This is a genomic window from Streptomyces sp. NPDC101227 (assembly GCF_044767545.1).
Lineage (GTDB): Bacteria > Actinomycetota > Actinomycetes > Streptomycetales > Streptomycetaceae > Streptomyces.
This window is the reverse complement of sequence record NZ_JBIWOD010000019.1, coordinates 170288-194168: the sequence shown is the minus strand read 5'-3', so window position 1 is coordinate 194168 and position 23881 is coordinate 170288. Positions and strand designations below refer to the sequence as shown.

20 protein-coding genes and 3 pseudogenes are annotated in these 23881 nt (G+C 66.0%); 14 read left to right on the top strand and 9 right to left on the bottom strand.

What is annotated here, in order from left to right; all coding sequences use genetic code 11:
• Positions 1–1291 precede the first annotated feature (1291 nt).
• The 7 genes and pseudogenes from ACIRPT_RS33770 to ACIRPT_RS33740 all read left to right on the top strand — a co-directional run bounded on the left by ACIRPT_RS33770 (position 1292) and on the right by ACIRPT_RS33740 (position 6271).
• Positions 1292–1648 carry a response regulator transcription factor gene (locus ACIRPT_RS33770; protein ID WP_403834202.1) on the top strand — a complete coding sequence of 119 codons (357 nt, stop codon included), beginning with the start codon at positions 1292–1294 and terminating at the stop codon, positions 1646–1648.
• 106 nt (positions 1649–1754) lie between these two features.
• Positions 1755–2549 (top strand): helix-turn-helix domain-containing protein, encoded by a 795-nt coding sequence (locus ACIRPT_RS33765; protein WP_403834199.1) that lies wholly within the window; start codon positions 1755–1757, stop codon positions 2547–2549.
• A 437-nt stretch (positions 2550–2986) separates the two neighbouring features.
• On the top strand, positions 2987–3589 hold the full coding sequence (locus ACIRPT_RS33760; RefSeq protein ID WP_403834197.1) for a TetR/AcrR family transcriptional regulator: 603 nt from the start codon (positions 2987–2989) through the stop codon (positions 3587–3589).
• 300 nt (positions 3590–3889) lie between these two features.
• Positions 3890–4063, top strand: a pseudogene (locus tag ACIRPT_RS33755) (alpha/beta hydrolase); the annotation flags it as partial.
• A 702-nt stretch (positions 4064–4765) separates the two neighbouring features.
• The gene (locus tag ACIRPT_RS33750) at positions 4766–5194 is read left to right on the top strand and encodes a thioesterase II family protein (protein ID WP_403834195.1); all 429 of its coding nucleotides are present in this window, start codon (positions 4766–4768) and stop codon (positions 5192–5194) included.
• Positions 5191–5988: a BTAD domain-containing putative transcriptional regulator gene (locus ACIRPT_RS33745; protein WP_403834193.1), complete on the top strand. Its 798-nt coding sequence runs from the start codon at positions 5191–5193 to the stop codon at positions 5986–5988. Before ACIRPT_RS33750 ends, ACIRPT_RS33745 begins: the two co-directional genes overlap by 4 nt.
• A gap of 91 nt (positions 5989–6079) precedes the next feature.
• Entirely contained in the window at positions 6080–6271 is a 192-nt protein-coding gene (locus ACIRPT_RS33740) for a hypothetical protein (protein ID WP_403834190.1), read from the top strand.
• A 222-nt stretch (positions 6272–6493) separates the two neighbouring features.
• Here ACIRPT_RS33740 and ACIRPT_RS33735 read toward each other — a convergent pair whose 3' ends face one another.
• From ACIRPT_RS33735 to ACIRPT_RS33715, 5 genes are all read right to left on the bottom strand, one after another.
• Positions 6494–7717 (bottom strand): beta-ketoacyl-[acyl-carrier-protein] synthase family protein, encoded by a 1224-nt coding sequence (locus ACIRPT_RS33735; protein ID WP_403834187.1) that lies wholly within the window; start codon positions 7715–7717, stop codon positions 6494–6496.
• Positions 7714–8004 (bottom strand): acyl carrier protein, encoded by a 291-nt coding sequence (locus ACIRPT_RS33730; RefSeq protein WP_403497617.1) that lies wholly within the window; start codon positions 8002–8004, stop codon positions 7714–7716. Before ACIRPT_RS33730 ends, ACIRPT_RS33735 begins: the two co-directional genes overlap by 4 nt.
• 60 nt (positions 8005–8064) lie before the next feature.
• The gene (locus ACIRPT_RS33725) at positions 8065–10257 is read right to left on the bottom strand and encodes an MMPL family transporter (RefSeq protein ID WP_403834184.1); all 2193 of its coding nucleotides are present in this window, start codon (positions 10255–10257) and stop codon (positions 8065–8067) included.
• A gap of 147 nt (positions 10258–10404) precedes the next feature.
• A complete protein-coding gene (locus ACIRPT_RS33720) occupies positions 10405–11712 on the bottom strand; it encodes a WS/DGAT domain-containing protein (RefSeq protein ID WP_403834181.1) in 1308 nt (435 codons plus the stop codon).
• Positions 11713–11921: 209 nt separating this feature from the next.
• Positions 11922–12752, bottom strand: a complete 831-nt coding sequence (locus ACIRPT_RS33715; protein WP_403834178.1) for a hypothetical protein — start codon at positions 12750–12752, stop codon at positions 11922–11924.
• Between the two features lie 46 nt (positions 12753–12798).
• Here ACIRPT_RS33715 and ACIRPT_RS33710 point away from each other — a divergent pair, with 46 nt between their 5' ends.
• Entirely contained in the window at positions 12799–14247 is a 1449-nt protein-coding gene (locus ACIRPT_RS33710) for a pyridoxal phosphate-dependent decarboxylase family protein (RefSeq protein ID WP_403834176.1), read from the top strand.
• A 169-nt stretch (positions 14248–14416) separates the two neighbouring features.
• Positions 14417–14574: pseudogene (locus ACIRPT_RS33705) on the top strand (restriction endonuclease); the annotation flags it as partial.
• 113 nt (positions 14575–14687) lie between these two features.
• Here the strand turns inward: ACIRPT_RS33705 and ACIRPT_RS33700 are convergent.
• Positions 14688–14882 carry a hypothetical protein gene (locus tag ACIRPT_RS33700; protein WP_403834173.1) on the bottom strand — a complete coding sequence of 65 codons (195 nt, stop codon included), beginning with the start codon at positions 14880–14882 and terminating at the stop codon, positions 14688–14690.
• Positions 14883–16151: 1269 nt separating this feature from the next.
• Between ACIRPT_RS33700 and ACIRPT_RS33695 the strand changes: the two genes are divergently transcribed.
• From ACIRPT_RS33695 to ACIRPT_RS33675, 5 genes are all read left to right on the top strand, one after another.
• Positions 16152–17534: an ATP-binding protein gene (locus tag ACIRPT_RS33695; RefSeq protein ID WP_403834170.1), complete on the top strand. Its 1383-nt coding sequence runs from the start codon at positions 16152–16154 to the stop codon at positions 17532–17534.
• Positions 17535–17584: 50 nt separating this feature from the next.
• Positions 17585–17971, top strand: coding sequence for a roadblock/LC7 domain-containing protein (locus ACIRPT_RS33690; protein WP_403498648.1), 387 nt, complete (start codon positions 17585–17587; stop codon positions 17969–17971).
• Positions 17968–18339: a DUF742 domain-containing protein gene (locus ACIRPT_RS33685; protein WP_403497606.1), complete on the top strand. Its 372-nt coding sequence runs from the start codon at positions 17968–17970 to the stop codon at positions 18337–18339. The genes ACIRPT_RS33690 and ACIRPT_RS33685 overlap by 4 nt, the downstream gene beginning before the upstream one ends.
• Entirely contained in the window at positions 18320–18943 is a 624-nt protein-coding gene (locus ACIRPT_RS33680; protein ID WP_403834168.1) for a GTP-binding protein, read from the top strand. The genes ACIRPT_RS33685 and ACIRPT_RS33680 overlap by 20 nt, the downstream gene beginning before the upstream one ends.
• A 92-nt stretch (positions 18944–19035) precedes the next feature.
• Complete coding sequence (locus ACIRPT_RS33675; protein WP_403834166.1) at positions 19036–20412, top strand: cytochrome P450; 1377 nt, start codon at positions 19036–19038, stop codon at positions 20410–20412.
• 234 nt (positions 20413–20646) lie between these two features.
• Here ACIRPT_RS33675 and ACIRPT_RS33670 read toward each other — a convergent pair whose 3' ends face one another.
• From ACIRPT_RS33670 to ACIRPT_RS33660, 3 genes and pseudogenes are all read right to left on the bottom strand, one after another.
• Positions 20647–21684 (bottom strand): hypothetical protein, encoded by a 1038-nt coding sequence (locus ACIRPT_RS33670; RefSeq protein WP_403834163.1) that lies wholly within the window; start codon positions 21682–21684, stop codon positions 20647–20649.
• Between the two features lie 159 nt (positions 21685–21843).
• A complete protein-coding gene (locus ACIRPT_RS33665) occupies positions 21844–22776 on the bottom strand; it encodes an SAM-dependent methyltransferase (protein ID WP_403834161.1) in 933 nt (310 codons plus the stop codon).
• Positions 22777–23408: 632 nt separating this feature from the next.
• Positions 23409–23731, bottom strand: a pseudogene (locus tag ACIRPT_RS33660) (ISAzo13 family transposase); the annotation flags it as partial.
• Positions 23732–23881 lie beyond the last annotated feature (150 nt).

Sequence of the window (23881 nt, the reverse complement as noted above, 5' to 3'; positions counted from 1 at the left end):
AAGAGCCGAGACGGAGCGAGCGAAGCGAGTGCAGTGCACCAGACGCCGCGAGCCCGCCCTACGGGCAACAACGGGAGCTTGCGTACACGACCTAGCTGATCGAGTACCGAGGCCCCTGGCGCGACGCTGAACAGGTCGAAACGCCATCGTCCAGTGGGTCGGCCGGTACAACACCGAGCGGCTGCACTCCGCCCTTGACTCCCCCAACCGAGGAATCCGAAGCCCCGTACCACCTTTCCCTGGCGACCCCGAACGCCGCCTGAAAACACACAAGCCGGACGCTACGACACTCGGAGGGCTCAAGGCTCGCGCAAGAACTGCTTTAGGTTCTCCGTTCACAATGGCCGAATAACACGCAGTCCAACTCCGGACGTCCATCACCGACCTGGGGGAGTCAGTCATGGGAGGCCACCAGCTTCTGAGCACACCTCAACGAACGGGCTCTCCGCCCGGCAGGAACACCCCCGACGAAGCACACGGTGCTCGCCGAGCGGCGGGGGTGATGCGCCGGAGCGTTACGGACGATCGCCCTTATCCGGCAGGCACTTACGATCCACGGATCGCCGGTCTGCGTCCGCAAGGGGATCTGCCAACAGTCAGCGCGTCGCGGTCGGCCGGCGGCGCTGGGCCGCGCGGTTCGTCGACTCCGAGGCCGATATGCCGGAAGGCGTCGTCCTCGTCTGCTCCGCGCACGGCGTCTTCCCGCTCGTGCACGGCAACGCTGACGCTCGCGGCCTCCGGGTGATCGCAGTTACCCCCTGACGTATCTGACGCATACGAAACCGGCGGTGGACGACACTGCCGGGATGGACGAACGGACGGACCACGGCCCCTCATCCTGGTAGTGGGGGCGCTCAATTCCAGCAACTCCAAGTCTTCTTCCGGAGCAGCTGATCGACCGGCCGGCTCTGCTCGGCTACGACGGGATCACCACCGACGTCACCTCGGTGGGAGCAGGACGGCGGCTTCGCCGTTCCGTCGTCCCTGACCAATCCCGAAGGAGTCAGCCCCCCACCTCAGTCAGCTGGAGTGACCCTTGGCTGACATCGGGCCGAAGGCCGGTCAGGACGGCTGTCACCGAATCAGCAGGGGTGTGACGAACGCGGTGCGCCGGCGTTGCATGACGTCGCGAGGAGGATGAGCAGCGCACCGCCTCAGGAATTCCGAACGGTCCGCAGCCGCGGTCCGCGACACTCCGGTTTCGGTGCAGTCGATGACCAGGACGCTGGCCACTGACCTCACTACCACATCGCAGCAGCTCGCCGAGTAGGCCTCGCCCGGGTGACAGATCGTGGGGGCGACCTGTTCGACACCGACGACACCGACGACACCGACACGCTACCGACGACCACGCGAAAGTCGTCGATCCCTGTTGAGCCCCGTAATAGAGCTTGAGCACGAGAAAGGAAACGAAATGACCACCCTGGAACCCGACATCTCAGATGTCAGCAAGACGCTCACTCCGAGACAGACCGAGGTGGTCCGGCTCGCAGCGCTGGGTCTGACCGCAAAGGAGACCGCCCGACGACTCGGCATTTCGAAGACCACCGTGGACGAGCACGTGACCGAGGCGCGGCGACGTGTCGGGGCCAGCACCAAGTCGCACCTGGTCAGCTTGGCGATCTCCGCCGGGATCGTTTCCAGGTGAATCCCGATATCCCTGCGGGGGCGTCATACGGACGTGAACCTGGCTATCTAGTGGCCACTTCAGCCCCGGACCTGTCGCCCGAGTACTGCTGAGCCTGTCCACGGCCATGTGTTTCTCCCCAGATCTAAAACGGACGGACGTTGTTGCCAGGTGGGTCGCTCGTGTCCAGGAGACCTGCAGGACGACTGAACGCGAGCTATCAAGGCGTACGCGGCACCGGCCGGCGGTGCTACGCCATGTGGAGAAGGTCAGCGGCGGTGTTGCCGCCACCTGCCGCTACTACGGCATAAGCCGCCAGTATTGCTACATATGGCGCCGGCGCTATGAGGCCGAGGGGCAGGAGGGGCTGAAGGACCGATCGAGCGCGGCGCACCACACACCGCATGCCACCCAGGCAGACGTCGCAGAGAAGATCTTGTGGCTGTGCCGGCAGTACCACTTCGGACAGGCCAGGATCGCGATGTACCTGGAGCGGTATCACGACGTCAAAGTCAGCTCGTCCGGCGTGTGGCGCATCCTGAAGAAGGTGGGTGTCAACCGCCTGCCTGCCTCCCAGCGCTACAAGTGCCGCCCCACCCGCTGGAAGCGGTACGGGAAGCAGCGCCCCGGCCACCAGCTGCAGGCAGACGTCAAGTTCATCGAACCGCTCGGCCAGACGCCGCAAGAAGCGCTACTACCAGTACACCGACATCGACGACTGCACCGGCTCCGTGTCCCACGTGCCTACTCGTGCAACGACCGGAAGACCACGATCCAGTTCGTCGACCAGGTGCCGGCCAAGCTGCCGTTCGCCGTCGAGCAGATCCAGACCGATAACGGCCAGGAATTCGGCTCGACCTTCCACGGGCATCTGCTCGACAAGGGCATCGGCCACGTGTGCATCAGGCATAGGCGTACGTGAGTCGCGCAGCCCTCCGAGTGCATTCCGGTCACCCGGGGTCTGACTTGCTCGTGGTCGCCTGCGGAACCGGCATCGCCTCCCGTCGTGGCGCTGGACCGCCTTCACCGCGCCGACGAGCGGATCCACCCTGTGTGCTGCGTACAGACGGACAGCCGACGATCTCGGGTCACGTGTACGAGCAGCCTACCGAGGTGGTCAAACCACTCGCTGCTGCCTACCGGCGGGCTGCGTCCGACCTGTCCGCTCAGCGATGATGATCCGGGCCACCGACGCATCGGGTTAGCCGGGCGGGGTTCAGGCGTCCGCCGGGCTCTGTGCGGCTCCACCGGAGACGTCGTTGTTGCCTCGCAGTAAGATGGGCAAGTGCCCACCTTGAGGCCGTGCGCCCACTGGGCGACAACGGGCGCCGGCAGGCTGACGTACGAGAGGATCGACGAGTGCCGACTGGAGTGCACCTTCGCGACGCGCGGCAGCAGCTGTTCGACGCCGCCGAACGCGTGCTACTACACGACGGACCGAACGGGCTGACCGGCCGGGCTGTCACCGACGAGGCAGGCTGCGCCAAAGGCGTCCTGCACCGGCACTTCACCGACTTCGACGCCTTCCTCACCGACCTCGTACTCGACCGGGCCCGGCAACTTGAGAAACAGGCGAGTGCGCTGCGCGAGTCTGCCGGCACCGGCACCGTGGCGGACAACCTCACCAATGCGCTGATCACCTTGTTCGGACCGATTCCGGTGGCGATCATTCCACTGATCACGTTCCGGGACGAGCTGCGCGCTCGACTGCGGCAAGCCATGCCTGGAGGCGGCATCGCGATCCTCGCCCAGGCCACGAGTGCGATCTCCGCTTATCTGGCCGACGAGCGTGGTCTAGGGCGCATCGCGGCCGACGCTGACATCGACTCACTCACGCTCTCCCTGGTCGGTGGCGGGCATCTCCTGTTCGCGGACCGCGACCCCGGCCCGCCGACCACTGCAGCCGTCAACAAGCTCGTGACAGCGGTCATCACCGACGCCGTACAACGACGACCGGCCTAGTACCGCTTCGTTAGGTCTGCCGGTCGGACCCCGGAACACGCAGATCGTCCTGTTTAGACCGTATCCCATGTGGTGAGGCGGCATCCGGCCACGGAGCGCCTCCGCAAAAACCCGTGAGCGGGCCACGGCGACCACTGCTGCTTTTCCGGAGGCCGTGCGAGAGAACGAGGAGGTGATACCCGTGAACGCAGTATCGACACGGGTGCTCCCCTCCGGAGTCACGGTCGGGCGATAAGTCGTCCGGGAGCGCGGTTCAAGAGCACTCCCGAAAGGCACGACCATGCAATTCGCTTCCGATAGCGCCTCGACGACGGCGCCCTCGAACGCGAATTCACCCGGGGCAAGATCCCCGGCATCCTGTGGGCGCCTGGATCCGCCCCTGCCCCGCTGATCCTGATCGGCCACAACGGCGGCTTGTACAAGCGGAAGCCCCGGCAGGTGGCCCGGGCTCGGCACTCCGCGGCGGAGTACGGCTAGGCGGTGGCCGCCATCGACCACCCCGGGCACGGCAACCGACCCCGTTCCGGCACGCGCCTCACCCTGCGGAACCATGGGCGATCGCCACCGCTCACCCCCACCCAATCGTCGGGTAGGACGCCGAACCGTGTCGGCGTCCTACCCGACGACTGGGCATCTGCCGCTGATTCACACACGGCTGGATCCAGCCACGCGGCGCCCCCTCCATGGCCGCCCACAGCGGTTGCCACCTGCACCGGAAGAGCGTGCGGCGGCAAAATCAAGACCAATGCGGACCGGACGACACCGCATGAAAACAACAAGCCACAATCGGAGTGCCGATGAATCCAGCGGCAGCCACGCAGGGAAAACAGACCGTTTCCCGCCGCGACGAGGAGGAGGAGAACTAGTGCAGGCCAGCAGCGGAGCGAGAAATTAAACCAACAGGACGTAATAATCCCACAAAGACGCCGCACCTTGAGGCGCTTGAGAATCACGGGGTAAAGAATTAGGGAGTGTCTCATTCCGCCCTGTTGCCGACTTAGATACGTTGCCCTCTAAACCTTGAGCTGCGCATGATCAGGAGCGGCTCTGCGATGTGGTGACACTGTTGTCAGTGTTCCTGGCGAAGGGAATGATTTGCCTGCCTCCCCCCCACCCCCCATGTCGGACTCCTGGATACGTCACTTTCGGCCCCGACCGGATGCCGATGTCCGCCTTGTGCGCTTCCCCTACGCGGGCGGCTCGGCCAGCTACTACCACCCCCTGGCGCAGTCCCCCACTCTGCTGCCCGACACCGAAGTGCTCGCGGTGCAGTACCCCGGACGACAGGACCGGCGCAGCGAGCGGCTCATAGACGACATCCCCGAACTGGCCGACGGCTACCGGGCGGCCGAGCTGTACCAATGGGCTCCGGCGCCTCCACTGACCTGCCCCGTCACCACTCTCGTGGGCGAACGGGACCGGCAGGCCGCACCGGACGACGTGGCGGCCTGGCGGGAGCACACGGAAGGACCCTTCGACCTCAAGCTCTTCTCCGGGGGCCACTTCTGCCTCAACACACACCAACAGGGCTTGACGGAAGTCGTCTCCAAGGCCCTGGTGAACCGCGCACAACAGACCGCGACAGCAAGGGGGGACGCCCGGTGAGGTACGAGATATTAGGCCCACTGCGCATCATGGACGAAAACGCGTACTCCACTATCAAGGCGCAGAAAGTGGAAATCGTCCTCACAGTTCTCCTCATCCGCGCCGACCAGGTGGTCTCCCTGGAACAGCTGATGCGGGAGATCTGGGGCGAGGACCTGCCACGGCGCGCCACGGCGGGACTCCACGTGTATATCTCCCAGCTCCGCAAGTTCCTGAAGCTGCCCGGCTCGACCGGCAATCCCGTCGAGACCCGTGCGTCGGGGTACGTGCTGCACAAGGGTGACGACCAGATCGACGCCCAGGTCTTCCCCGAACTGGTCGACGTGGGAAGGTCGTTGCTCCGCGAGAAGCGGAACGACGAGGCGGCCTCCTGCTTCGGGCAGGCGCTCGCGCTGTGGCGCGGCCCGATCCTGGGACAGGGCGGCCACGGAACCGAAGTCAACGGCCCGATCATCGACGGCTTCTCGACCTGGCTGACCGAGATCCGCCTGGAGTGTCAGGAGATGTTCGTCGAGTGCCAGCTCCAGCTCGGCCGGCACCGCGAGGCCGTGGGCATGCTGTACGCCCTCACCGCCGAGAACCCCATGTGCGAGGCGTTCTACCGCCAGCTGATGCTGGCGCTCTACCGCTCCGAGCGGCAGGCGGACGCACTGAAGGTGTACCAGTCGGTGCGCAAGACGCTTAACGACGAGCTGGGGCTGGAGCCCGGGCGCCCGCTCCAGGATCTGCAGCGGGCCATACTCTCGGGCGACATGCACCTGATGTCACCGCACCTCGCGATGTCGGGCCGCTGACCACCGGACGGACCATCATGAGGTGGACAAAGGCCTGGTGAGGCGTACGTGCGCGGAGGAGGCGTACGCGCTCGCAAGGTGCAGTGCACTGGTGCTCCAGTTGGAAATCGTTGCCTGGGCTGGTCTGCTTCGTCGTTCTGGGCATGGCGGGGTGGATGAGGCCGGTCTGTGGGCGGCTGAGCCGGAGACGGTGCTCGCTCGGGTGGCCGGCCGGTTCTCGCGGGTGGATCTGCGGTGGCGGATGCGGGACTACGTGCGGGGCTTGCTTTCGCCGGTGGAGTGAAAGGACGGCCCCGTCGCCTGCCGACTCCAGCAGCCGGCGCAAGGGTTCGGCCGTCTTGGCGGGTGCCTCGGGCGCTACGTTCATGAGGTGCCAGAGGCCCTCGACGTCTCGTCGGCGCTGCCGGGAAGCCGGCGCGGAAGGCCCGGCCGAGGGCGCGGCGGGCGCCGTCCGGCCTCCTGCCGGACGATGCCCCACCGGCCGGTTCCGTCTTCGGCGGAAATACTACGGCGCTCGGAAGGCCAGGACCGCGTTCTGGCCGCCGAAGCCGATGGAGTTGCTGAGCGCCGCCCGCAGGCACTGGGAGCGGGGTGCTTTGGTGACGACGTCCAGATCGATGTCGGGATCGAGGAGGTCGAGGTTGGCGGTTGGCGGGATGATCTGGTGTTGCAGCGTCAGGACCGTGATGGCGGCTTCGATGGCGCCCGCGCCGCCGATCGAGTGTCCGAGGATGCTCTTGTTCGCCGTAACCGGCGGCGGTGCGCCGAAGACCGAGCAAAGGGCGCGCGCTTCGGAGAGGTCGTTCTGCTGAGTGGACGTCCCGTGGGCGTTGATGTGGTCGATGTCCGACGCCGACAGGGCGGCATCCGCGAGTGCGGCGCGGATGGCTCGCACCACTCCCTGGCCCTCCGGGTCGGGTGAGGTGAAGTGGTAGCCGTCGGAGGAGGCTCCGTATCCGGCGAGGAGGGCACGGACCGGCGCATTTCTGGCTTGGGCGTCTGCCAGCCGTTCCAGTACGAGGATGCCCGCACCCTCGCCCAACACGAACCCATCCCGGTCTGCGTCGAACGGCCTGCACGCACCAGCAGGGTCGTGGACCCTGGTGGACAGCGCACCCATCTGGCCGAACCCAGCCGCGGGCAGGGGTTTGCAGACGCTTTCGCTGCCGCCGGTGATCACGATGTCGCACGCTCCGGAGCCGAGCAGGTCGCGGCCGACGCCGATGGCGGTGCCCCCGGACGCACAGGCGGTGGAGGTGACCAGGCTGGGGCCCAGCGCCTGGAGATCCGCGCTGATTTCGCCGGCGAGCATGTTGGGCACCGAACGCGTGATGCACAAGGGGGAGATTGCCTTGTGCCGACCGCTGTTGAGCAGGCCGTACTCCTTTTGAGCCTGGTCGTTGCCGCCGCTTCCGTTGCCGAGGACCACGGAGACGCGAGCCCCGTCCCAGGCAGCGGGGTCCCATCCGGCGTCGGTGACCGCTTCGCGGGCGGCGACCAGCCCCATTTGGATGAACCTGTCGATACGCCAGCTCAGCCGGCGCCCGAGGCGGGCCGCGGGGTCGAAGTCGGCCACCCTGCAGGAGAAGTTCACCGGAAGGCCGGCCAGCTGCTCGTCCGTGGCTGCCCGTGACCGGCCGGAGAGCATCCCGTCCCATGTGGATTGAACACCGATCCCGGCGGGGGTCACCAGCCCCAGTCCGGTGACCGCGACGTCGACCGCCTTCATGGGCCGGTGGGGGTGGTCGACACATCCGGCTGGGCGGTGTCCATGCCCACGGCCTTCCTGCCGTCGCGCCGCTCCTCGACGATTCGGCAGAACTCCCCAAGGGTCGGCTTGAGGTCCTCCTCCGTCAGCTTGACGCCGAGCTGCTCCTCGATGATCACGCTGAGTTCGACAACCGAGAGCGAGTCGAGTTCCAGGCCCTCGAAGGTGGCGCTGGGATTGATGGTGTCCTCCGGCACGCCCAGGTGCTCGGTGAGCAGGCCGGTGATCCATTCGTATGTGGTGGTCATGAGGCTCCTCGTGGAGGTGAGTGTGGGTGGGTGGATGCGGAAACGTCCTGGGCCGACTCGTCAGCCCCTGAGACGACGTGGCATTCGTGGTGGTCGGTGCGGGATATGCGTCCTGGCCAGACGGGACAGGACGAGGGCGCGGACCCGCAGGAGCGGAGCCGGGGCCCACCAGTTCCAGCGTCCTGCCAGGCCCATGAGCGCCGGAACGAGCAGGCAACGTACGAGCGTGGCGTCGATGGCCACGGTGAGGGCCAGGCACACTCCGAGCTCTTGCAGAACCGCCAGCGAAGAGGCGGCCAGCGCGCCGAGGACGATGACGACGGCGAGAGCGCCGACGGTCACCAACCGTCCGGTGCGCTGCAATCCGGTGACGACGGCCTGTTCGTTGTCCCCGGTGCGCAGATACTCCTCGCGGATGCGCGCCACCAGGAAGACCTCGTAGTCCATCGAGAGGCCGAACGCGATACAGAAGACCACCGCCGGAATCAGTGGATCGACATGCCCGGTGGCCGTGCCGCCCAGGAGCCGGGACAGATGTCCGGTCTGGAAGAGGAACACCATGGCACCGAATGCCACCGTCAGGCTCAGGAGGTTCATGACCACGGCCTTGACCGGGACGAGCACGCTCCCCGTGAAGAAGAACAGCAGCACCCCGATGGCGGCGATGACCAGTGCGGCGGCCCAGCCCAGATGCCGTGCCAGGGTCTTCTTCATGTCCACCAGCGCGGCCGTCTCCCCGGACACCAGTACGGGGCCCGCCCCCTTCTGCGCCCTGACCGCACCGACGAGCCGCTGAGCCGTTTCACTGTACGGTCCGGCTCGCGTGGTGACGGAGTACCAGGTCCCGTGCCCGGCGCCGCCGGCCGACCGGGCGGGCGGTGTGGCGAGTCGGCGGCCGTCGCGGAAATCTCCCCCGGTGCCCGTGACCATGCCGGCCCCCGGCAGCCGGGAGAGGGCCTGGCCCATGCGGGCGGCGGCCTCGGAGCCCGCCGGAGTCCGGGGAGTCAGCACCGTGAGCGTGGTCCCGTTCAGCAGCGGGAACTCGGCGCGCGCCCGCTCTGCGGCGAGGCGCGGAGCCGCGTCGCGGGGCAGCCAGTCCTCGTCGATGAACCCCATACGTGCCGCCGCGGCAGGCGCGGCGAGGAGTACGAGGAACGCGGAAACTGAGATCAGTACGGCCAGTGGGCGCCGCAGCACCGCACGGGCCAGCCGCTCCCAGAACTCCGGCGCGCCGGCGTTGCGGGCCCGCCACCACCGTGCGCGCACGGGGCGCCGGCTCAGGCGGCGTCCGAAGAGCGCGAGCAGCGCCGGCTGGACCACCAGCGCGGCGACCCCGGCCAGGCAGACCACCGCCACGGCGCCGGCTCCCAGCGAGCGGTGGAAGGACGTGGGAAAGAAGAGCAGCGCGCAGAGGGACAGCGTCACCACCGCTACCGAAACCGCCACCGTACGGCCCGCCGATCGCACGGTGGCACTCACGGCGGCCGGCACCTCCAGACCGCGGTCCAGCTCCTCGCGGAAGCGGTTGACCATGATCAGGCTGTAGTCCACCGCCAGGCCGAAGCCCAGTGCGGTAAGGATGTTCAGCGCGAAGACGTTCACCGGATAGTGACGCGCCAGCAGGTCCAGGACGGCCATGGCACCGGTGACGCTGATCAGTCCCATGGCGAGTGGCAGCGCACAGGCCAGCAGCGAGCCGAACACCAGCAGGAGCACGGCCGAGACCAGCGGAACACCGATCATCTCGGAGCTGACGAGGTCGCGGCGGCTCTGCTCTTCGGCGTACCGGTTGATGGACAGCCGTCCGGAAGCCTCGACTCGCAACGGAGGCCGCGCACCGGCGTACTTCCGGATCAGGCGCTCCGCCGTCCGCGTCATCTGCTGGTCGTCCCCTGCGACGACGAGCATCAGCAAGGCGGCATGCCGGTCGGCCGACAGCAAGGATGGGGTGGGCGAGGACCAGGGGTCGCGTACGAAAACGACACCGGGCTCGGCGGCCAGTTCGGCGACGAGTCGCCGACCGGCTGCCGAGGCCTGCTCCCCGTCCGCCGCACCCGTCGAACGAGCCACGAACATCAGCTTCGGGGTCCCGGACCCGTAGTCCTCCGTAAGCAGCCTTTCCGCGCGGCTCGACTCCGCCGACCGGTCGAAATAGCCGCCGTCCACCAGGCGTCCGTGCACACCGGCGGCAGCGATACCGGAACCGAGTACGGCCACGAGGGCCAGGACCAGGATCCGCCATCGGTACCTCACGGCCCAGTGCCGAGGGGCTGTGGCGGGCCGTTGCGTCTCCTGCTCCCCAACGGTTTCTCTGCTCATGAGTACCTTCGATGTCCCCGATTTCCGTGGTGGCGCACAGGACAGCCGGTGGTCTGCGCAGCGCTGCGCGGCCCGTAGGCATCAGAGCGCGGCGCGCGCCGTCACCTCGTCCAGCTCACGCATCCACAGCTGCACCAGGTCGTCGCAGCCGCCGACTGCCCGGTCCGCGACGAAGCAGATTTGCGCGGTGGAGGTGTAGGTGGACAGACACGCCGCGAGCGCGTGGCCGGCCGGAAGGAGATCCAGCGGTACTGCGTCGGTGATCACCCGGTCGCCGAGGCGGAGAGGTTTCCCAGGCCCTGGAACGCAGGAGGCCAGTATCGTCGTGCTCCGCGGGTGCAGATCGAGTTCGAGGAGCCACCGGCCGAACCGTTGGGGGGCCATCCGTCCCAGGGCGCCGGCGTGCGGGTCGAACAGCGAGGAACGGGCCTTCCGCGTACGGGCCTTCACGTACTCCAGTCGCTCCACGGGATCGTCCAGATCGGCCGGCAGCCGTACTGCCGCGCCCAGCACCCAGTCTCCCCTCTTGCCTGCGTCGTCCCGGCGCCGCAGGGTGACCGGCACCATCAGGCGCATCGGTTGCCGGCCGAGCGGCCGACCATGTTCCCCGGCCCACTTCTTGAGCGCGCCGGCGAGGGCTGCCAAGTACAGATCGTTGGGGGTGACTCCGTATGCGGCGGCGAGTTTCCGGAGACGGGGCAGCTCCACACTGCCCCACGCATACTGCAACTTGCCCGTCAGGGGAAAGCCGCGCGGTACGAGACGAGCGGCCCGGCGCAGCCCGCCCATGGCGCTGATGCCTTCGCGGACGGCGGTCGCCAGCTCAGCCGCCGTGCCTCGGCGGGCGGCTGCGGGCAGCGGCGCGCCTTCCGCGCGGGAGGCAGCGGGCCCGCTGAGGGTGCCACGAAAGATTTCGCTGATCAGCATGCCGTCGAAGTGCGCGTGGTGACCCCGCAGTACGACAGCGAACTCGCCGGGGGCGTAGCCGTGAAGAATCCACACTCCCCAGAGACGCTTCGGCAAGGGTGCTGTGGCCAGATCCCCCAGCGCGGCCCGCAGCCCGTCCACTCCTGTCCCCGCGGCGACAGAGATACGAAATACATGGTCTTCGGCGGCAAACGGGACTCCCGCCCCCCGGCCACCCGGTGGAGATTCTCCGAGCTCCGGATAGCGGGCTACCGCCAGGTCTACCAGGAGACACAATTCCTCGTGATCGGGAACGTCACCCGTGACGCGGCTGACACCTCCCACGGCGACCGACGTCTCCGGATGTGCCGCTGCGTAATCGAAGAAAGCTCCCTTCCCTTGCCTTGCGCAGGCCTGCCGCCGTGCCGTGGGGACCGGATCTCGTCCAGCAGGGGTCTGACGAAGGGCGTCTCGGAGGCCCATGTCGATCCTTTCCTGAAAGAACTCCTTCAAGGTCGCCCGGCCACCGTGCCCACGCCGTCGACAGCGGCGAGGCAAGATGAGGACGAAGAGCGATATGACGTTGCGTCAGATCGCAGTGCGCCTACCCGGAGTTGAGCCGAGAGCGGAGCGTCGGCGCCCCAGCACCTACTGCGCCCGGTGCTCGGCAAAACCCGCACAAAGCCAACGGTCTAAAGGAGTCGACTGCGATGTCTGGCGAGTTCGCCGAGAGTGTCCAGGGAGCTCTTCGAGCCCCCCAAAAGCGAGGGGCCGTCCCCGACGAAGCGTTCACATATGCCGATGTGCGCGGCGTACACCTCGTCCACCACGTCCAGCAGGCGCCGGTGGGTTTTACAGGAATCCATGCATATCTCACCGTGCATCGCACCCCAGGCGCGCAATCGGGTGACGAGAACGCGGTGATCGGCTGACCAGAGCCCGGAGAAGCGGGGGGTGGAATGCTGGGGCGGCTCCATGGAAGGGCGCACGACGAGCTCGTACGCGGACCGGGAGAAGGACGCGGTCAGGCGCATGGCGGCGGCACTCGCACGCAGGAAGGCATGGGCGGCCTGCACTCCCTGCCCGCAGGAACGACCACGTGGCGCGGCCAGTGCGTCCTGTAGGCCCACAATGGCTGCTTGGGTGAGCGCGAAGAACAGCCGGTGCCCGTGTATCCAACGTTGCTGAGCGGGTGCATCCGGCTTCAGCCCTGATTCCGCGACGAGAGTCAGGCCGGCCGCATCGAGAGCCTGGCGGAGTGCCGGTTCGGCGGCGCCTTCGGGTAGCGAGGCCATTGCGCTCACCGTGGTGGTCAGGGCCTCGGAGAGCAACGGGGCCGCTGGACCGGAGACCCGGATGACGCCGAAAAAGGCGTCGTAATCAGCTTCTCGCGGGTCGGACAACGGGCACCGGACTGCGCGAACCGGATGATCTTCTCGAACGGATGAACGCCATAGCAACTCAAGCCTCTCGGGCAGTCGCTCCGGGGAGGGGAGCCTGAGTTCGACGCGATATTGCCGCATAACCGACACAGTAGACAAGATATAATAAGACCGCTATTTTTATGCCATGGGCGATGAGTTTGAGGCGGCGGTAGAAACGGCCACCAGGCAACTGGTCGCGCACTGGCAGGCGTTGTCAGCCCGAGAGGTGCCGGTAACCCCGCAGTGTGAACCCGGCTCGGTGCTTTCCGCGCTGCCGTCCACGCCTCCCGAGGAGGCGGAGAGCCTTGAGGAGATGCTGGCGGACACCTGGAAGGTCATCGTCCCGGGCTTGACCCATTGGCAGCATCCGGCATTCCTGGGCTACTTCCCGACCAACAACTCCCCTGCGTCCGTACTCGCCGAGTTCGTCACAGCGGGACTGGGCGTCCAAGGCATGATGTGGTCGACATCGCCGGCGGCCACGGAGCTGGAGCAAGCGGTCACGGATTGGCTGGCCCAGGCCCTCGGCCTGCCGGAAGCCTTCCGCCATGCGAGTGGCCGCGGCGGCGGAGTCATTCAGGACTCAGCTTCATCGGCGGTACTCGTCGCCACTGCTGCGGCCCTTCAACGGGCGTCGCAGGGGCGATGGCGTTCGTCCGGCACCGAGGGCCGCTACCGGATGTACTGCACGGAACGGGCCCACTCCAGCGTTCGCAAGGGCTCCCGGCTCGCCGGCCTGGGGGAGCCGCAACTCATCGCCACACTGGCGGAAACGGGCCGAATGGATCCCGACGCGCTCAGCGCACGGATCGACAGCGACCGTGAGGCCGGTTTCATCCCCGCCATCGTCGTCGCCACGATCGGCACGACCGATATCTGCGCCGTCGACCCCGTACCGGACATCGGCCGCCTGTGCCGACAGGAGAACGTGTGGCTGCACGTGGATGCCGCCTACGCGGGCTCCGCGACACTGTGCCCCGAATACCGGCACCTCAATGACGGTGTCTCCCTCGCCGACTCCTACGCCGTCAACGCCCACAAGTGGATGCGTACGGGGACCCCGTGCGACGTCCTGTGGACCTCCGACCGTGCCACGCTCACCGACGCCATGAGCATCACCCCCTCATACCTGCGGAATCCTGCGACCGACTCCGGCCGCGTCGTGGACTTCCGTGACTGGCAGGTGCCCCTCGGCCGCCCGATGCGTGCCCTCAAACTCTGGTACGTGATGCGGGCCCATGGCGTGCAAGGCTTGCGCGAAGCCATCCGTCACGACGTTCAGCGGGCGGCCCAGCTGGCACGCCTCATCACGGCCGAGCCCGGGTTTCACCTGGAGGTGCACGAACTGGGCCTGGTCGTCTTCCGCCGCGAAACCGACGACGACACCCGTCGCCTGATCTCCCGCCTGCAAACCGACCGCACGCTCCTTTGTACCCCCGCAAGCATCAACGGCCGCCCCGCCGTACGGGCTGCCTTCGGCTCCCCGTACGTCACCGCAGACACAGTGCACTACGCATGGGAACGGATCCGCACCCATGCCCAAGCCCCGGAGAAGGCCTCGGCCTCCACGCGGGGTGCCGGGGCCTCTCGGTAACCTGGATACCGGCCTTTGAGCGAGCCACCTGGCGCGGGGCGTACTCATCGACGTCCGGGGATCTGACCACGGTTGCCTGAACCTCGTTGTGCAATTGCGGTGGCCCGGCGGGGCTGTCGGTGGCGTAACGGACTCGGGGTGCGGTGAAGAAGGCGCTCACTGCACGGTTGTTGGGCGGAGTGCGACAGCCGCGAGCACGTCATTGCGCTCTCAGGCCGCCCGATACTCGTCCCTCAGCCAGGCGCTCTCCCGGTCGCCGCAACCCACCGGTGCTGGCACTCCGGACAGGTCTTCGCAGGGGCACCGCTTCCAGTGCTCGCGGGGTGACGGGCAAGCTCCCCGCACACCCGGGGCGCTGGTGAGGGGATCGATACTCGGCGTTCGGTCTTCTGTACGGCGGCCGGAAGACCATCGCCGCCAAGCTGATCCCGAACGACGACTCACTGCTGCAGCCCGTGGACGGAACTCCCGACCGACCCGAAGATTCGCCTCGGGTCACTCACCTGTTCGGTGATCCCCAAGCCGACCAGCCTGCCGAGCGCGTTCGCGATGGCGCCCGAGGACTTCTCGATGACGCGGCCGATCTTGGTAGCGCTGAATGCTTCGTCGGGCTGCGCCTGGAGGTGGTCGATCACAATGTGCCGCAGCGCTCCTGGCGCGAGCCGCTGCCTTTCGCCGGCCAAGGTGATCGCTTCCGTCAGTCATGTCGTCGCCATTTCATCGGCCGTGGTGAGCGTCGACGCTGTCCGATGCAGGCAGACCGCCCAGCGTCGGTCGTTTTCCACCGAAGGGTTCACGCACAGCAGACGCGAGGAAGGGGCAGATGCGAAGAATCACGTACTTGCTCGCTACAGGCGCTGCCGTACTCGCTCTCACGGTGACCTGCTGGTCGTAGATCCTTTGGTGGGTGTCGCCTCCCCACAGCCCTCGCACAAGCGCCTACCGACGGGCAGGAGCGCCCCGCAGTGGGGGAACTACCCGAGGAATCCAACCCCTGTTGTGGCCACGGAAATCAGCACGGTTCGCAACAGGGACTTCAGCGTACGCCGGCGCGTGGAACTACCGTCTTCCCCTGAGGTCTCGGATATCAGCGATGTTCCCACGCTGAACTCTGCAACAACTGGCGCGATTTTCCGGACACATCTTATTGGCCACAGGAAACAGCGAGCCCACCGCCAGGGACAGGCGCGGACGAGCCTCGCGTGCTCGACTGCGGGGCTCCCTCCGGGTAACGGGTCGGCCGCCCCACCCGTCAATCCCGTGCGTCAACCTCGCACTTCCCGCATACCACTTCAGCCCCACCACCCACATCCCCAGCGGTCCGCTCCTGACTCACCACCGAATACGACCTGGACGCTCGCACCCTCACGTCTTCGCAGGTAAACAGCACCTTTCCACTGGCCCGGCAACGGATCACCCAACTCCCGATTCCTCTGAATCCCCAGGCCAAACGGTTCTTCTGAATTTCGCACATGAGTGCAGTTATGTGTTATACGCACTCAGGCCACAGAAACACCCTCACCCCGCTATGCTCGCTGACGCGCAGCGAGTTGTGGCGATTACCACACGTCGCCGCTGGCTGTCGCGGCGCCTTCGATCACACAAAGGCTCGGGCCTCCGGAGAACCGGCCTCATGCGTGCGAAGCGCCAACTTGGAATGCGCTGCAACCAAGCAATTGGTGAGCGCGACTCCACGGTCGTCGATCTTATTCAGGCGGCTTTCCCTTGGTGCCCATATACGCCATGTATGTCGCCCTATCCATTCCATTAGCGCTCTGAGGATGCCGATGGTTCGTGCTGGTTCGTCGCCCGAAGGGTCGAGGCCCACTTCCACCCCAATATGGCTGTTGCCATCCGTACTACTGGCCGTGTGTACGGCCGTGACCGTGTCATTGACGCCGTCAATGGCGCGTGCCCAGGTCGCCTGGATCGGCGTCATCGCGACGGTGACAGTGGCCGTCGCAGCCGGAGAGGTGGCACGCCGGAGACATGCTCTCGACTTACTGCGTGAGCAGTTCGCCGAGCGGGAGTCCACCCTGCACGGCCACCTGATCGAGCAGGAAGCCGAAACCGTACGGATGGCCAAGGAGACCTTGCCCGCGGCCATGGCCCAGCTTCAGCAGGGCTCACGGGCCGAGGAGGTACTGCAGCGCGTCGTCCATGTCTCCCGTGTCAGCCCCGAATTCGAAACCGCCCACCAGGCTGTACTGCGCTACGTCTTGGAGGCCGTCGAGGCCGAGGAAGACCTGCGCGACTCCGCCCAGCGAGCCTTCGTCAACATCGCTCGACGCGTCCAGGCCATCGTCCACCAACAGTCCCAGGAACTTCGGGAGATGGAGGACAAACACGGTCATGACCCGACAGTCTTCGGCGACTTGCTACGCCTCGACCACCGCACCGCGCTCGTCGGCCGGCTCGCGGACAGCATCGCCGTACTCGGCGGGGCCCGGCCCGGCCGCCAGTGGCAGCAGACCATCCCGCTGTTCAATGTGCTCCGCGGTGCGATGTCCCGGATCATCGACTACCAGCGCGTCGATCTGCACTCCGTGGCCGAGGTCGGCATTCTCGGCCACGGCGTCGAGCCACTGATCCACGCCCTTTCCGAACTGCTGGACAACGCCACTCGCTATTCACCGCCCCAGACACGAGTCCATCTGACCGCGACCGAGATCCAGACCGGTGTGGCCATCGAGATGGAGGACGCCGGGATCGGCCTGACCGATGAAGCCCGCACACGTGCCGAGCAGGCCCTGGCGGAGGAGTCCCCCAGGGGAATCGACCTCGACGACCTGGGTGAATCACCACGACTAGGTCTGGCCGTGGTCGGCCGGCTTGCCCGCACAAACAAGTTCAGGGTCTCCTTCCGGCGCTCCGCGTACGGCGGGGTACGCGTTGTCCTGATCGTCCCGCCGGAGCTGATCACCGCGACTCCGGTGCCCGGGGGAGCCTTGGCGAAGGCCGCGGTCCTGCCGCCGCCCCGGCGCCGCGGCGGCCCGATGCGCAGCCCCGACGGAGCCGACCAGGAGCCCACACCTGCCGCCTCGCCGCGCAGCGCCAACGGGCTCCCGCAGCGCAGGCGCCGTACCCACACCGTGATTCCGCCCATGCGGCAGGAGCCCGCGGCCTCCACCACCACTGAATCCAGGACTCCGGTGTCAGCCGATTCACCCCCGCAGGCCGGGATGTGGCTGGCCGCCTTCCAGGAGGGCATCTCAGGCCAACCCCTAACCGGGTCCCCGGCACATCGTTCCGACGGCCTGAGCGAAAACGAGTCCGAGCGCAACTGATTCATTAGGTAAGGGTGAGTAAGTAAGTGGTGACACAGCAGCGGCTCAATATGAATTGGATGCTCGAGGACCTGGCGACCAGCGTCCCGCACACACGCGAAGTCGTGGTGCTGTCCTCGGACGGTTTGTGTATGGCTCAGTACGGTACGGACGAGGACACCGCGGATCGCCTCGCCGCGGCCTGTGCCGGACTGCAAAGCCTGTCGGCGGCCGTCGCCACGGAATTCCCGCACGGCGACGGGCGGATGAAGCTCGTCGTGATCGAGGTCAACGGCGGCTTCTTCTATCTGATGGCGGCGGGTGCCAGAGCGTATCTGGCGGTGCTGGCCGATGACGATGTGGACGCAGGCCTCATGGGACAGGGAATGCGGGACCTGGTCGCCAGGATTGGTCAGCACCTCACCAGCCCGCCGCGGGCTGACCGGCAGGTTCCATGAGCGACTCGAAACCGGAAAAGCACCGGAGTTGGGAAGAAGGGGCCCCCGAGCGCCTCTACGTCCTTACCTCCGGCCGGAGCGTACCGCCCAAACCAGCCCCCCTGGACATGGTCACGCTGATCGTGACCCGGAACCGGCCCACTGCGAGCATGCAGCCCGAACAGGCCGCCATCCTCCGCATATGCGACTACCCGCTGTCGGTCGCGGAGATCTCCGCATACGTCCATCTGCCGGTCAGCGTGGTCACGGTACTGCTCGCGGATCTGCTGGAGAGCAGCCATGTCGAAGCCCGGGCACCGATCCCGGCCGCGTCGTTGCCCGATGTCGAACTTTTGGAGGCGGTGATGCATGGACTGCAAAATCTCTGAGCCCATCGTTGGTCCCCGGAGCGAAGACACCCTGCCGGCTTCGGCCTCCACCGCGGTCAAGGTAGTGGTCGTCGGTGGCTTCGGGGTGGGGAAAACCACCCTGGTCGGATCAGTCAGCGAGATCCGTCCGCTGACCACCGAAGAGACCATGACGCAGGCCGGTGTCGGGGTGGACGACATCGCCGGAGTCGAGCGCAAGACCGAGACGACCGTGGCGATGGACTTCGGCCGGATCAGCCTCAGTGACGAACTGGTGCTGTATCTCTTCGGCACCCCAGGCCAGCAGCGGTTCTGGTTCTTGTGGAACGGCCTCTTCGAAGGCGCGCTGGGGGCGGTGGTCCTGATCGACACCCGACGCCTGGACGACAGCTTCGATGTGATCGGCCGGCTTGAGGAACGCGGTCTGCCCTTCGTCGTCGCCATCAACGCCTTCCCGGACGCCCCTTCCTACCCCATGTCGGAGCTGCGCGCGGCCATGGATCTCCCCGATGACGTACCCATGGTCGATTGCGACGCCCGCAGCCGCGCCTCCAGCCGCGATGCCCTGCTGACTCTCATGCGCTATCTGTACGCCCTCACCACCACAGCCTCGGAGCCCCGGTGACCACCTCTCCTGCAAACCAGCCCAGCATGACGTCCGCTTCTGGACCGCCTCCGGGATGTCCCGCTCATGCCCGAGTCGGGAACACCGACGGAATGGCGCGGCTTTTCGGGCCCGAGGCGGTGAACGATGCGCCGGGCTTTTACGAACGACTGCGCGCCAAGCACGGCCCCGTGGCACCTGTCCTGGTGGACGGTGACCTGCCGGCATGGCTGGTCCTCGGCTATCGAGAAAACCTCGAAGTACTGCGTACGCCCTCCCGTTTCAGCCATGACTCGCGTATCTGGCATTGCTTCAAGGAAAACAGGGTCGCCGCGGACTCACCGCTGATGCCAGCACTCGCCTGGCAGCCCGGATGCCTCTTCATGGATGGCGAAGAGCATGAAAGGCTTCGCGTCGCTATCACCGAGAGCATGGGGCGACTCGACCGCCGCGGAATCCGCCGCTGCGTCAACCGGTCTGCCAATCAACTGATCGATGACTTCGCCGGCAATGGACAGGCTGACCTCGTCAGCCAGTTCGCGGAGCAACTTCCCTTGCGCGTCATGCCGCAGCTCCTTGGCATGCCCGATGAGTCCGGCCCGGGGTTGGTCGAGGCCACCCGTGACCTACTCAGGGGCTCTGAGACGGCATTCAAGAGCAACGAATACCTCGTGGAGATTCTGGAGCAGCTCGTTGCCGATAAACGGGCGGCCCCCGGCCCCGATTTCACATCGTGGCTGATGGATCACTCAGCCAAGCTCACAGACGAGGAAGTCGTGCAGCATCTGCGGCTCGTCGTGATCGCCGCAAACGAGAACACCACCAATTTGACCGCGAATACCCTCCGCACGGTACTCACCGATCCCCGCTTCCGGGCATCGCTCACGGGCGGCAGCATGACCCTGCCCGACGCACTGGAGCAAATGCTGTGGGACGATCCGCCGACCGCAGTGGCGCCCGCCAGGTGGGCCACCTGCGACACGGAACTCGCCGGTCAGTCCATCAGGGCCGGAGACATGCTGCTACTTGGCCTTGCCGCCAGCAACGCCGATCCTGTCATCCGCCCCGATCTCTCGGTACCCATGCACGGTAACCGCTCCCACCTTGCCTTCGGCAGCGGTCCGCACGAGTGCCCCGGCCAGGACATCAGTCGGGCCATTGTCGACACCGGAATCGACGTCCTGCTGATGCGGTTGCCTGATATCTCCCTGGCCGTTCCCGAGAGCGATCTGAAGTCGGTGTCCCATTGGATCGCCCGTCATCTGACCGCCCTCCCAGTGAAGTTCACTGCGAGGCGCCACGAGGGTCTCCCCGCATCAGCCAGTGCGTCGGGGAACGATGCTGCGCACAGCAAGCACACGCTCAAGGGTTCCACCGCCGGTGGTCCGAGCATCACAAATGAGACTCCTGCCTCGGCCCCCTCTTTCGGCGTGCCCAGAGCACGGTCGTCCTGGTGGGGCTTGTTGAAGAGGTGGCTGCCAGGAAAGTAGCCCTGCGCCCGGGGGCGTATGCAGAATGTCCTCGGAACCACAGGAGGTGCACGCCGGGGCACTGATGCATTCATCAGTGCCCCGGCGTGCACCTCCTGCCGCTCTTATCAAAGGCCGACGGATGATGATGCGCGTTAAACCACCTCGGCATCGCCGCAGGACTCCGCGGCCGGCATCCACCTGCTCGACCAGGTCGCCGCTACCCACCCCGCCATCCGCAAGAAATACAGGCAGTCACGTCAGAAGTGGTTCGATGTACTCGGGCGCCGTGCCGGGCTCGGTGTGGACGATGTCGGTGTATCGGGCGGTGTAAGACCACCATTCGATATGTCCGCGCATCCAGTCCTCATAGCTTCCCAGGCAGCAACGGACCTCTTCTTGGCAGCCTGGGGAGAATCCGCCGGCGGCCAGAAGGTGGTCCATCAATCTGCGTGACTCGACGTATCCCGCCATCCGGACGTTTGTCATATCCACCGCACGTTCAACGGCCTCTTGCAAGGAACACTTGATCGCCGCACGGAGAACAATCACAAGATTGTGGACATCCCCACGCGCTTCTTCCTTGCGCGTTGAAGCAATGTCGTTTTGCCAGCAGACTGCATCGATCGCGGCAACCAGCAGATCCTGGTACTCACGACTTTGATATAGCTCAAGTGGTACCTCGGCGTTGACGACCGACTCCGCGAGGTCGTAAACGATGTACATGGCCCCCGAGGCGCGGCGGTGTGGGATGTACTGAGCCAGGGTGGGAGGCGTTTGCTGCGCGCGGTTTGCGGCTTCGTCCTCATAGGAATCTATGTAGGTCCGAACATGACGGCGCAATCGTGCACACCAGGACTGAGGCATGCCCTCTTCGGAACGGTTGAGCAGATCAGCGAGCGCCAGCGCGAGTGACGGCGTCCTTTGGGCCATTACGTGAGTGTCGGCCAATACGGCGTGGAAGGGCGCCATCAGTGTTGCCCATTTCCGGGGGTCCCGGCCACGCTCACCCTCGTCGCCCTGGTCATCGAACAAAAACATCCACCCCAACCAGTCGGTGACCAGTTGGAGTTCGGCAGGACCGGCCGTCGAGTACGTGCGAGCTGCCAGATCTCCAGCGTGGACTCCCTCGAACCGTCGGACTGCCGCCTCCGATGTCATCAGTCCAAACCGGCGAGCCCATGCCAGGACTCCGGCCTCGGCCTGAGCGGCATGAGGACTGATGCGGCTGGGGAACGGCGCCTTCAGTTGCGGGAAGGTGCTGCCATGACTTTTCTGTTCCGTCTCGGTCATAGTGCACGCTCCTTGGAATTGTTTCACGATGGCTGAACCTCTTCGGAGTGGCCACCGATTGGAACCGGAGGACTCTTCACCAGAGCTCCAGGGGTGCGGGTCGAAACAGCACGCGGTTCGCTGTCCACGCAGGCTGTCGACCAGACACCGGACCGCTGTTCACTGGGGCGCTCGCCCATGAGAATGGGGTCCGAGGTCGGTTTTACGGAATCTCAAGATCCGTACCTGGATCCCGCCATCCAGCCACGCCCGGAAGAAATTGGCGTGCCAGCGTACTGACTGGGCAAGCCGTTCGCGTTCGGCAGCATCTGGGGGAAGGGTCATAATCCTGGCCTCAGCCCAGGCCATGCTCTGCACCCAGAACTCGGTGGTCTCGGCGGTAACGTCCTCATTGCGGTCCAGAGCGAATCCGGCCCGACGGGCGGCGTCGACGTATTCATTGGCCGTACCAATGGACGTCTTCCAGTAGGCGTCGAATGCCGTTCCCCACTCCGGTCGCTGCAGGAAAACGTCCTGAATGCACAGCCAGCCGCCGGGCCGGACAATCCCACCGAGCCGTGAAATGACGTCCTCACGCGGCATGTAGCACATACTCTCCATGGCTACTGCTGCATCGACGGATAGGCTGGTGGGAATCTCACGTGCGTCTGCCAGGATCGGGCGAACTCGGCCCTCGACCCCGGCCGCTGCGGCGAACCGGTCGATCAGCGGGATATGGGAGGCGACATTCGTAAGCGCATGGACGATGGCCGCATGGTGCTGAGCCCAGTAGATCGCCCCGCCGCCCAGCCCCGTACCGACGTCGACTATCTCGCCGCGTAGCACCGCGTCTGCGTCCCAGACCTGAGCCGCCCGCGCGATCAGTGCCTCTTGGGCTGCGACAATGCGATGCTTCAGTAGTGTGATATCGACGGTGGTATCGAGACGCTCCGGGCCGAATAGCCCGATGTGATAGTGAACGCGAGGCCCTGGGCCGTACTTGTCCAGAATGTTGGCGAGTTTCCCGCCCAGGTGATATTGGGCATCGCTGATCTGGGCCTCGATCGTTGCAGAGGAATGCGCTGCTGTGCCAGCCGTTTGGAACCGCCCCATGAGCTCACCGCCTGTCGTCTAATGCTTTCGCCGAATCGAAGAAGCCACAGCACCCGTGCAAGGTGGGTAGGGCAGGTCCACTGAAGAGAGTCGCATCGGCGAGCTCTCCTCCCTGCCGGCCCCCATGCTATTCCCACAAACCCCTCTTCCATATGCATTCAAGGGTCCGCTCGTCTTGTATGAATTTTGTTCGGTTTCGGTTCTTGCAGCTCCCTGCAGCCGCCGTGCGCTGTGGGCGTGAGTGAGTGCACTCCACACTGATCGATCTATCGGATGAAGCCCGGGAACTGGCCCGGTCGCCGATCGCCGCGTAGAAGTCGGGGCACCTTTCACTCAACGGGCATTAGGTATTGGCCGCCCCAAAGGCAAATTTGAGTTGGAAACGAACGAAGGGCTACAGAACACTCTCTTAGGTGCCATTTGTTCCCGTTGTTTCATCCTGGAATTTACGGTTACTTCTGGTCTATGGGGTTACGCCAGGAGATGGCGGCTTCGCCGGTGCGGCGGGTCGTGGTCGTCGGTGCCGGGCTATTGGGTTCGACGGCCGCCAAGTACCTCAGTCATGCCAGTGGGGACGTCTCGGTACGCCCGCATCCTCGGCCGCCTCCAGAAACGTCTCCAGGAGCAGCCGCCAACTCCTCAGCAAGCTTTCCGGTGGACTTTGTGGTCCAGCGCAACGGTGACATCGGGTCGCCCCGCGTGTCCGGTTCGACGAGAGCGAGCAGGGCCGGGTGGAACCTTCGGTCCACCTCGGCGGCCTTCTTCCGCCCGCCACCGGGGCGCCGCACCCGTCCAAGTGGTACCTCGCCGCTTCCAGCTCGTACACGCCTTGGCGGACCGTACCTTCGCTCAATCCAGCCGCCGACGCCACAGCTCGGATCCCGCCGTGCCCCAGCAACCGGGCCTCGGCTCCCGCCACCAGACGTCGCTGCCGCTCGTCCAGGTGCGGGAACATCACCTAGAACTTCGCGGCAGGTTGCTCTGTGGTCTCACTCGGTATGCCTCCCCGCACCCCTCTCGCGCCCGTCCACTGCTGGTCGACTTCTGCGAGCGCGATCCTTCGGGTGGCTACGGCAGCGGATATCTGGATCCATCCCGGATATGC

Excerpts from the sequence above, each read along its gene's own strand:
- ACIRPT_RS33690 (WP_403498648.1), top strand. The coding sequence starts at position 17,585 with ATGAATTGGATGCTCGAGGACCTGGCGACCAGCGTCCCGCACACACGC.
- ACIRPT_RS33665 (WP_403834161.1), bottom strand. The coding sequence starts at position 22,776 with ATGGGGCGGTTCCAAACGGCTGGCACAGCAGCGCATTCCTCTGCAACG.
- ACIRPT_RS33715 (WP_403834178.1), bottom strand. The coding sequence starts at position 12,752 with ATGCGGCAATATCGCGTCGAACTCAGGCTCCCCTCCCCGGAGCGACTG.
- ACIRPT_RS33685 (WP_403497606.1), top strand. The coding sequence starts at position 17,968 with ATGAGCGACTCGAAACCGGAAAAGCACCGGAGTTGGGAAGAAGGGGCC.
- ACIRPT_RS33670 (WP_403834163.1), bottom strand. The coding sequence starts at position 21,684 with ATGACCGAGACGGAACAGAAAAGTCATGGCAGCACCTTCCCGCAACTG.
- ACIRPT_RS33675 (WP_403834166.1), top strand. The coding sequence starts at position 19,036 with ATGGCGCGGCTTTTCGGGCCCGAGGCGGTGAACGATGCGCCGGGCTTT.
- ACIRPT_RS33735 (WP_403834187.1), bottom strand. The coding sequence starts at position 7,717 with ATGAAGGCGGTCGACGTCGCGGTCACCGGACTGGGGCTGGTGACCCCC.
- ACIRPT_RS33730 (WP_403497617.1), bottom strand. The coding sequence starts at position 8,004 with ATGACCACCACATACGAATGGATCACCGGCCTGCTCACCGAGCACCTG.
- ACIRPT_RS33710 (WP_403834176.1), top strand. The coding sequence starts at position 12,799 with ATGGGCGATGAGTTTGAGGCGGCGGTAGAAACGGCCACCAGGCAACTG.
- ACIRPT_RS33765 (WP_403834199.1), top strand. The coding sequence starts at position 1,755 with ATGTGTTTCTCCCCAGATCTAAAACGGACGGACGTTGTTGCCAGGTGG.
- ACIRPT_RS33720 (WP_403834181.1), bottom strand. The coding sequence starts at position 11,712 with ATGGGCCTCCGAGACGCCCTTCGTCAGACCCCTGCTGGACGAGATCCG.
- ACIRPT_RS33695 (WP_403834170.1), top strand. The coding sequence starts at position 16,152 with ATGGCGCGTGCCCAGGTCGCCTGGATCGGCGTCATCGCGACGGTGACA.
- ACIRPT_RS33680 (WP_403834168.1), top strand. The coding sequence starts at position 18,320 with ATGGACTGCAAAATCTCTGAGCCCATCGTTGGTCCCCGGAGCGAAGAC.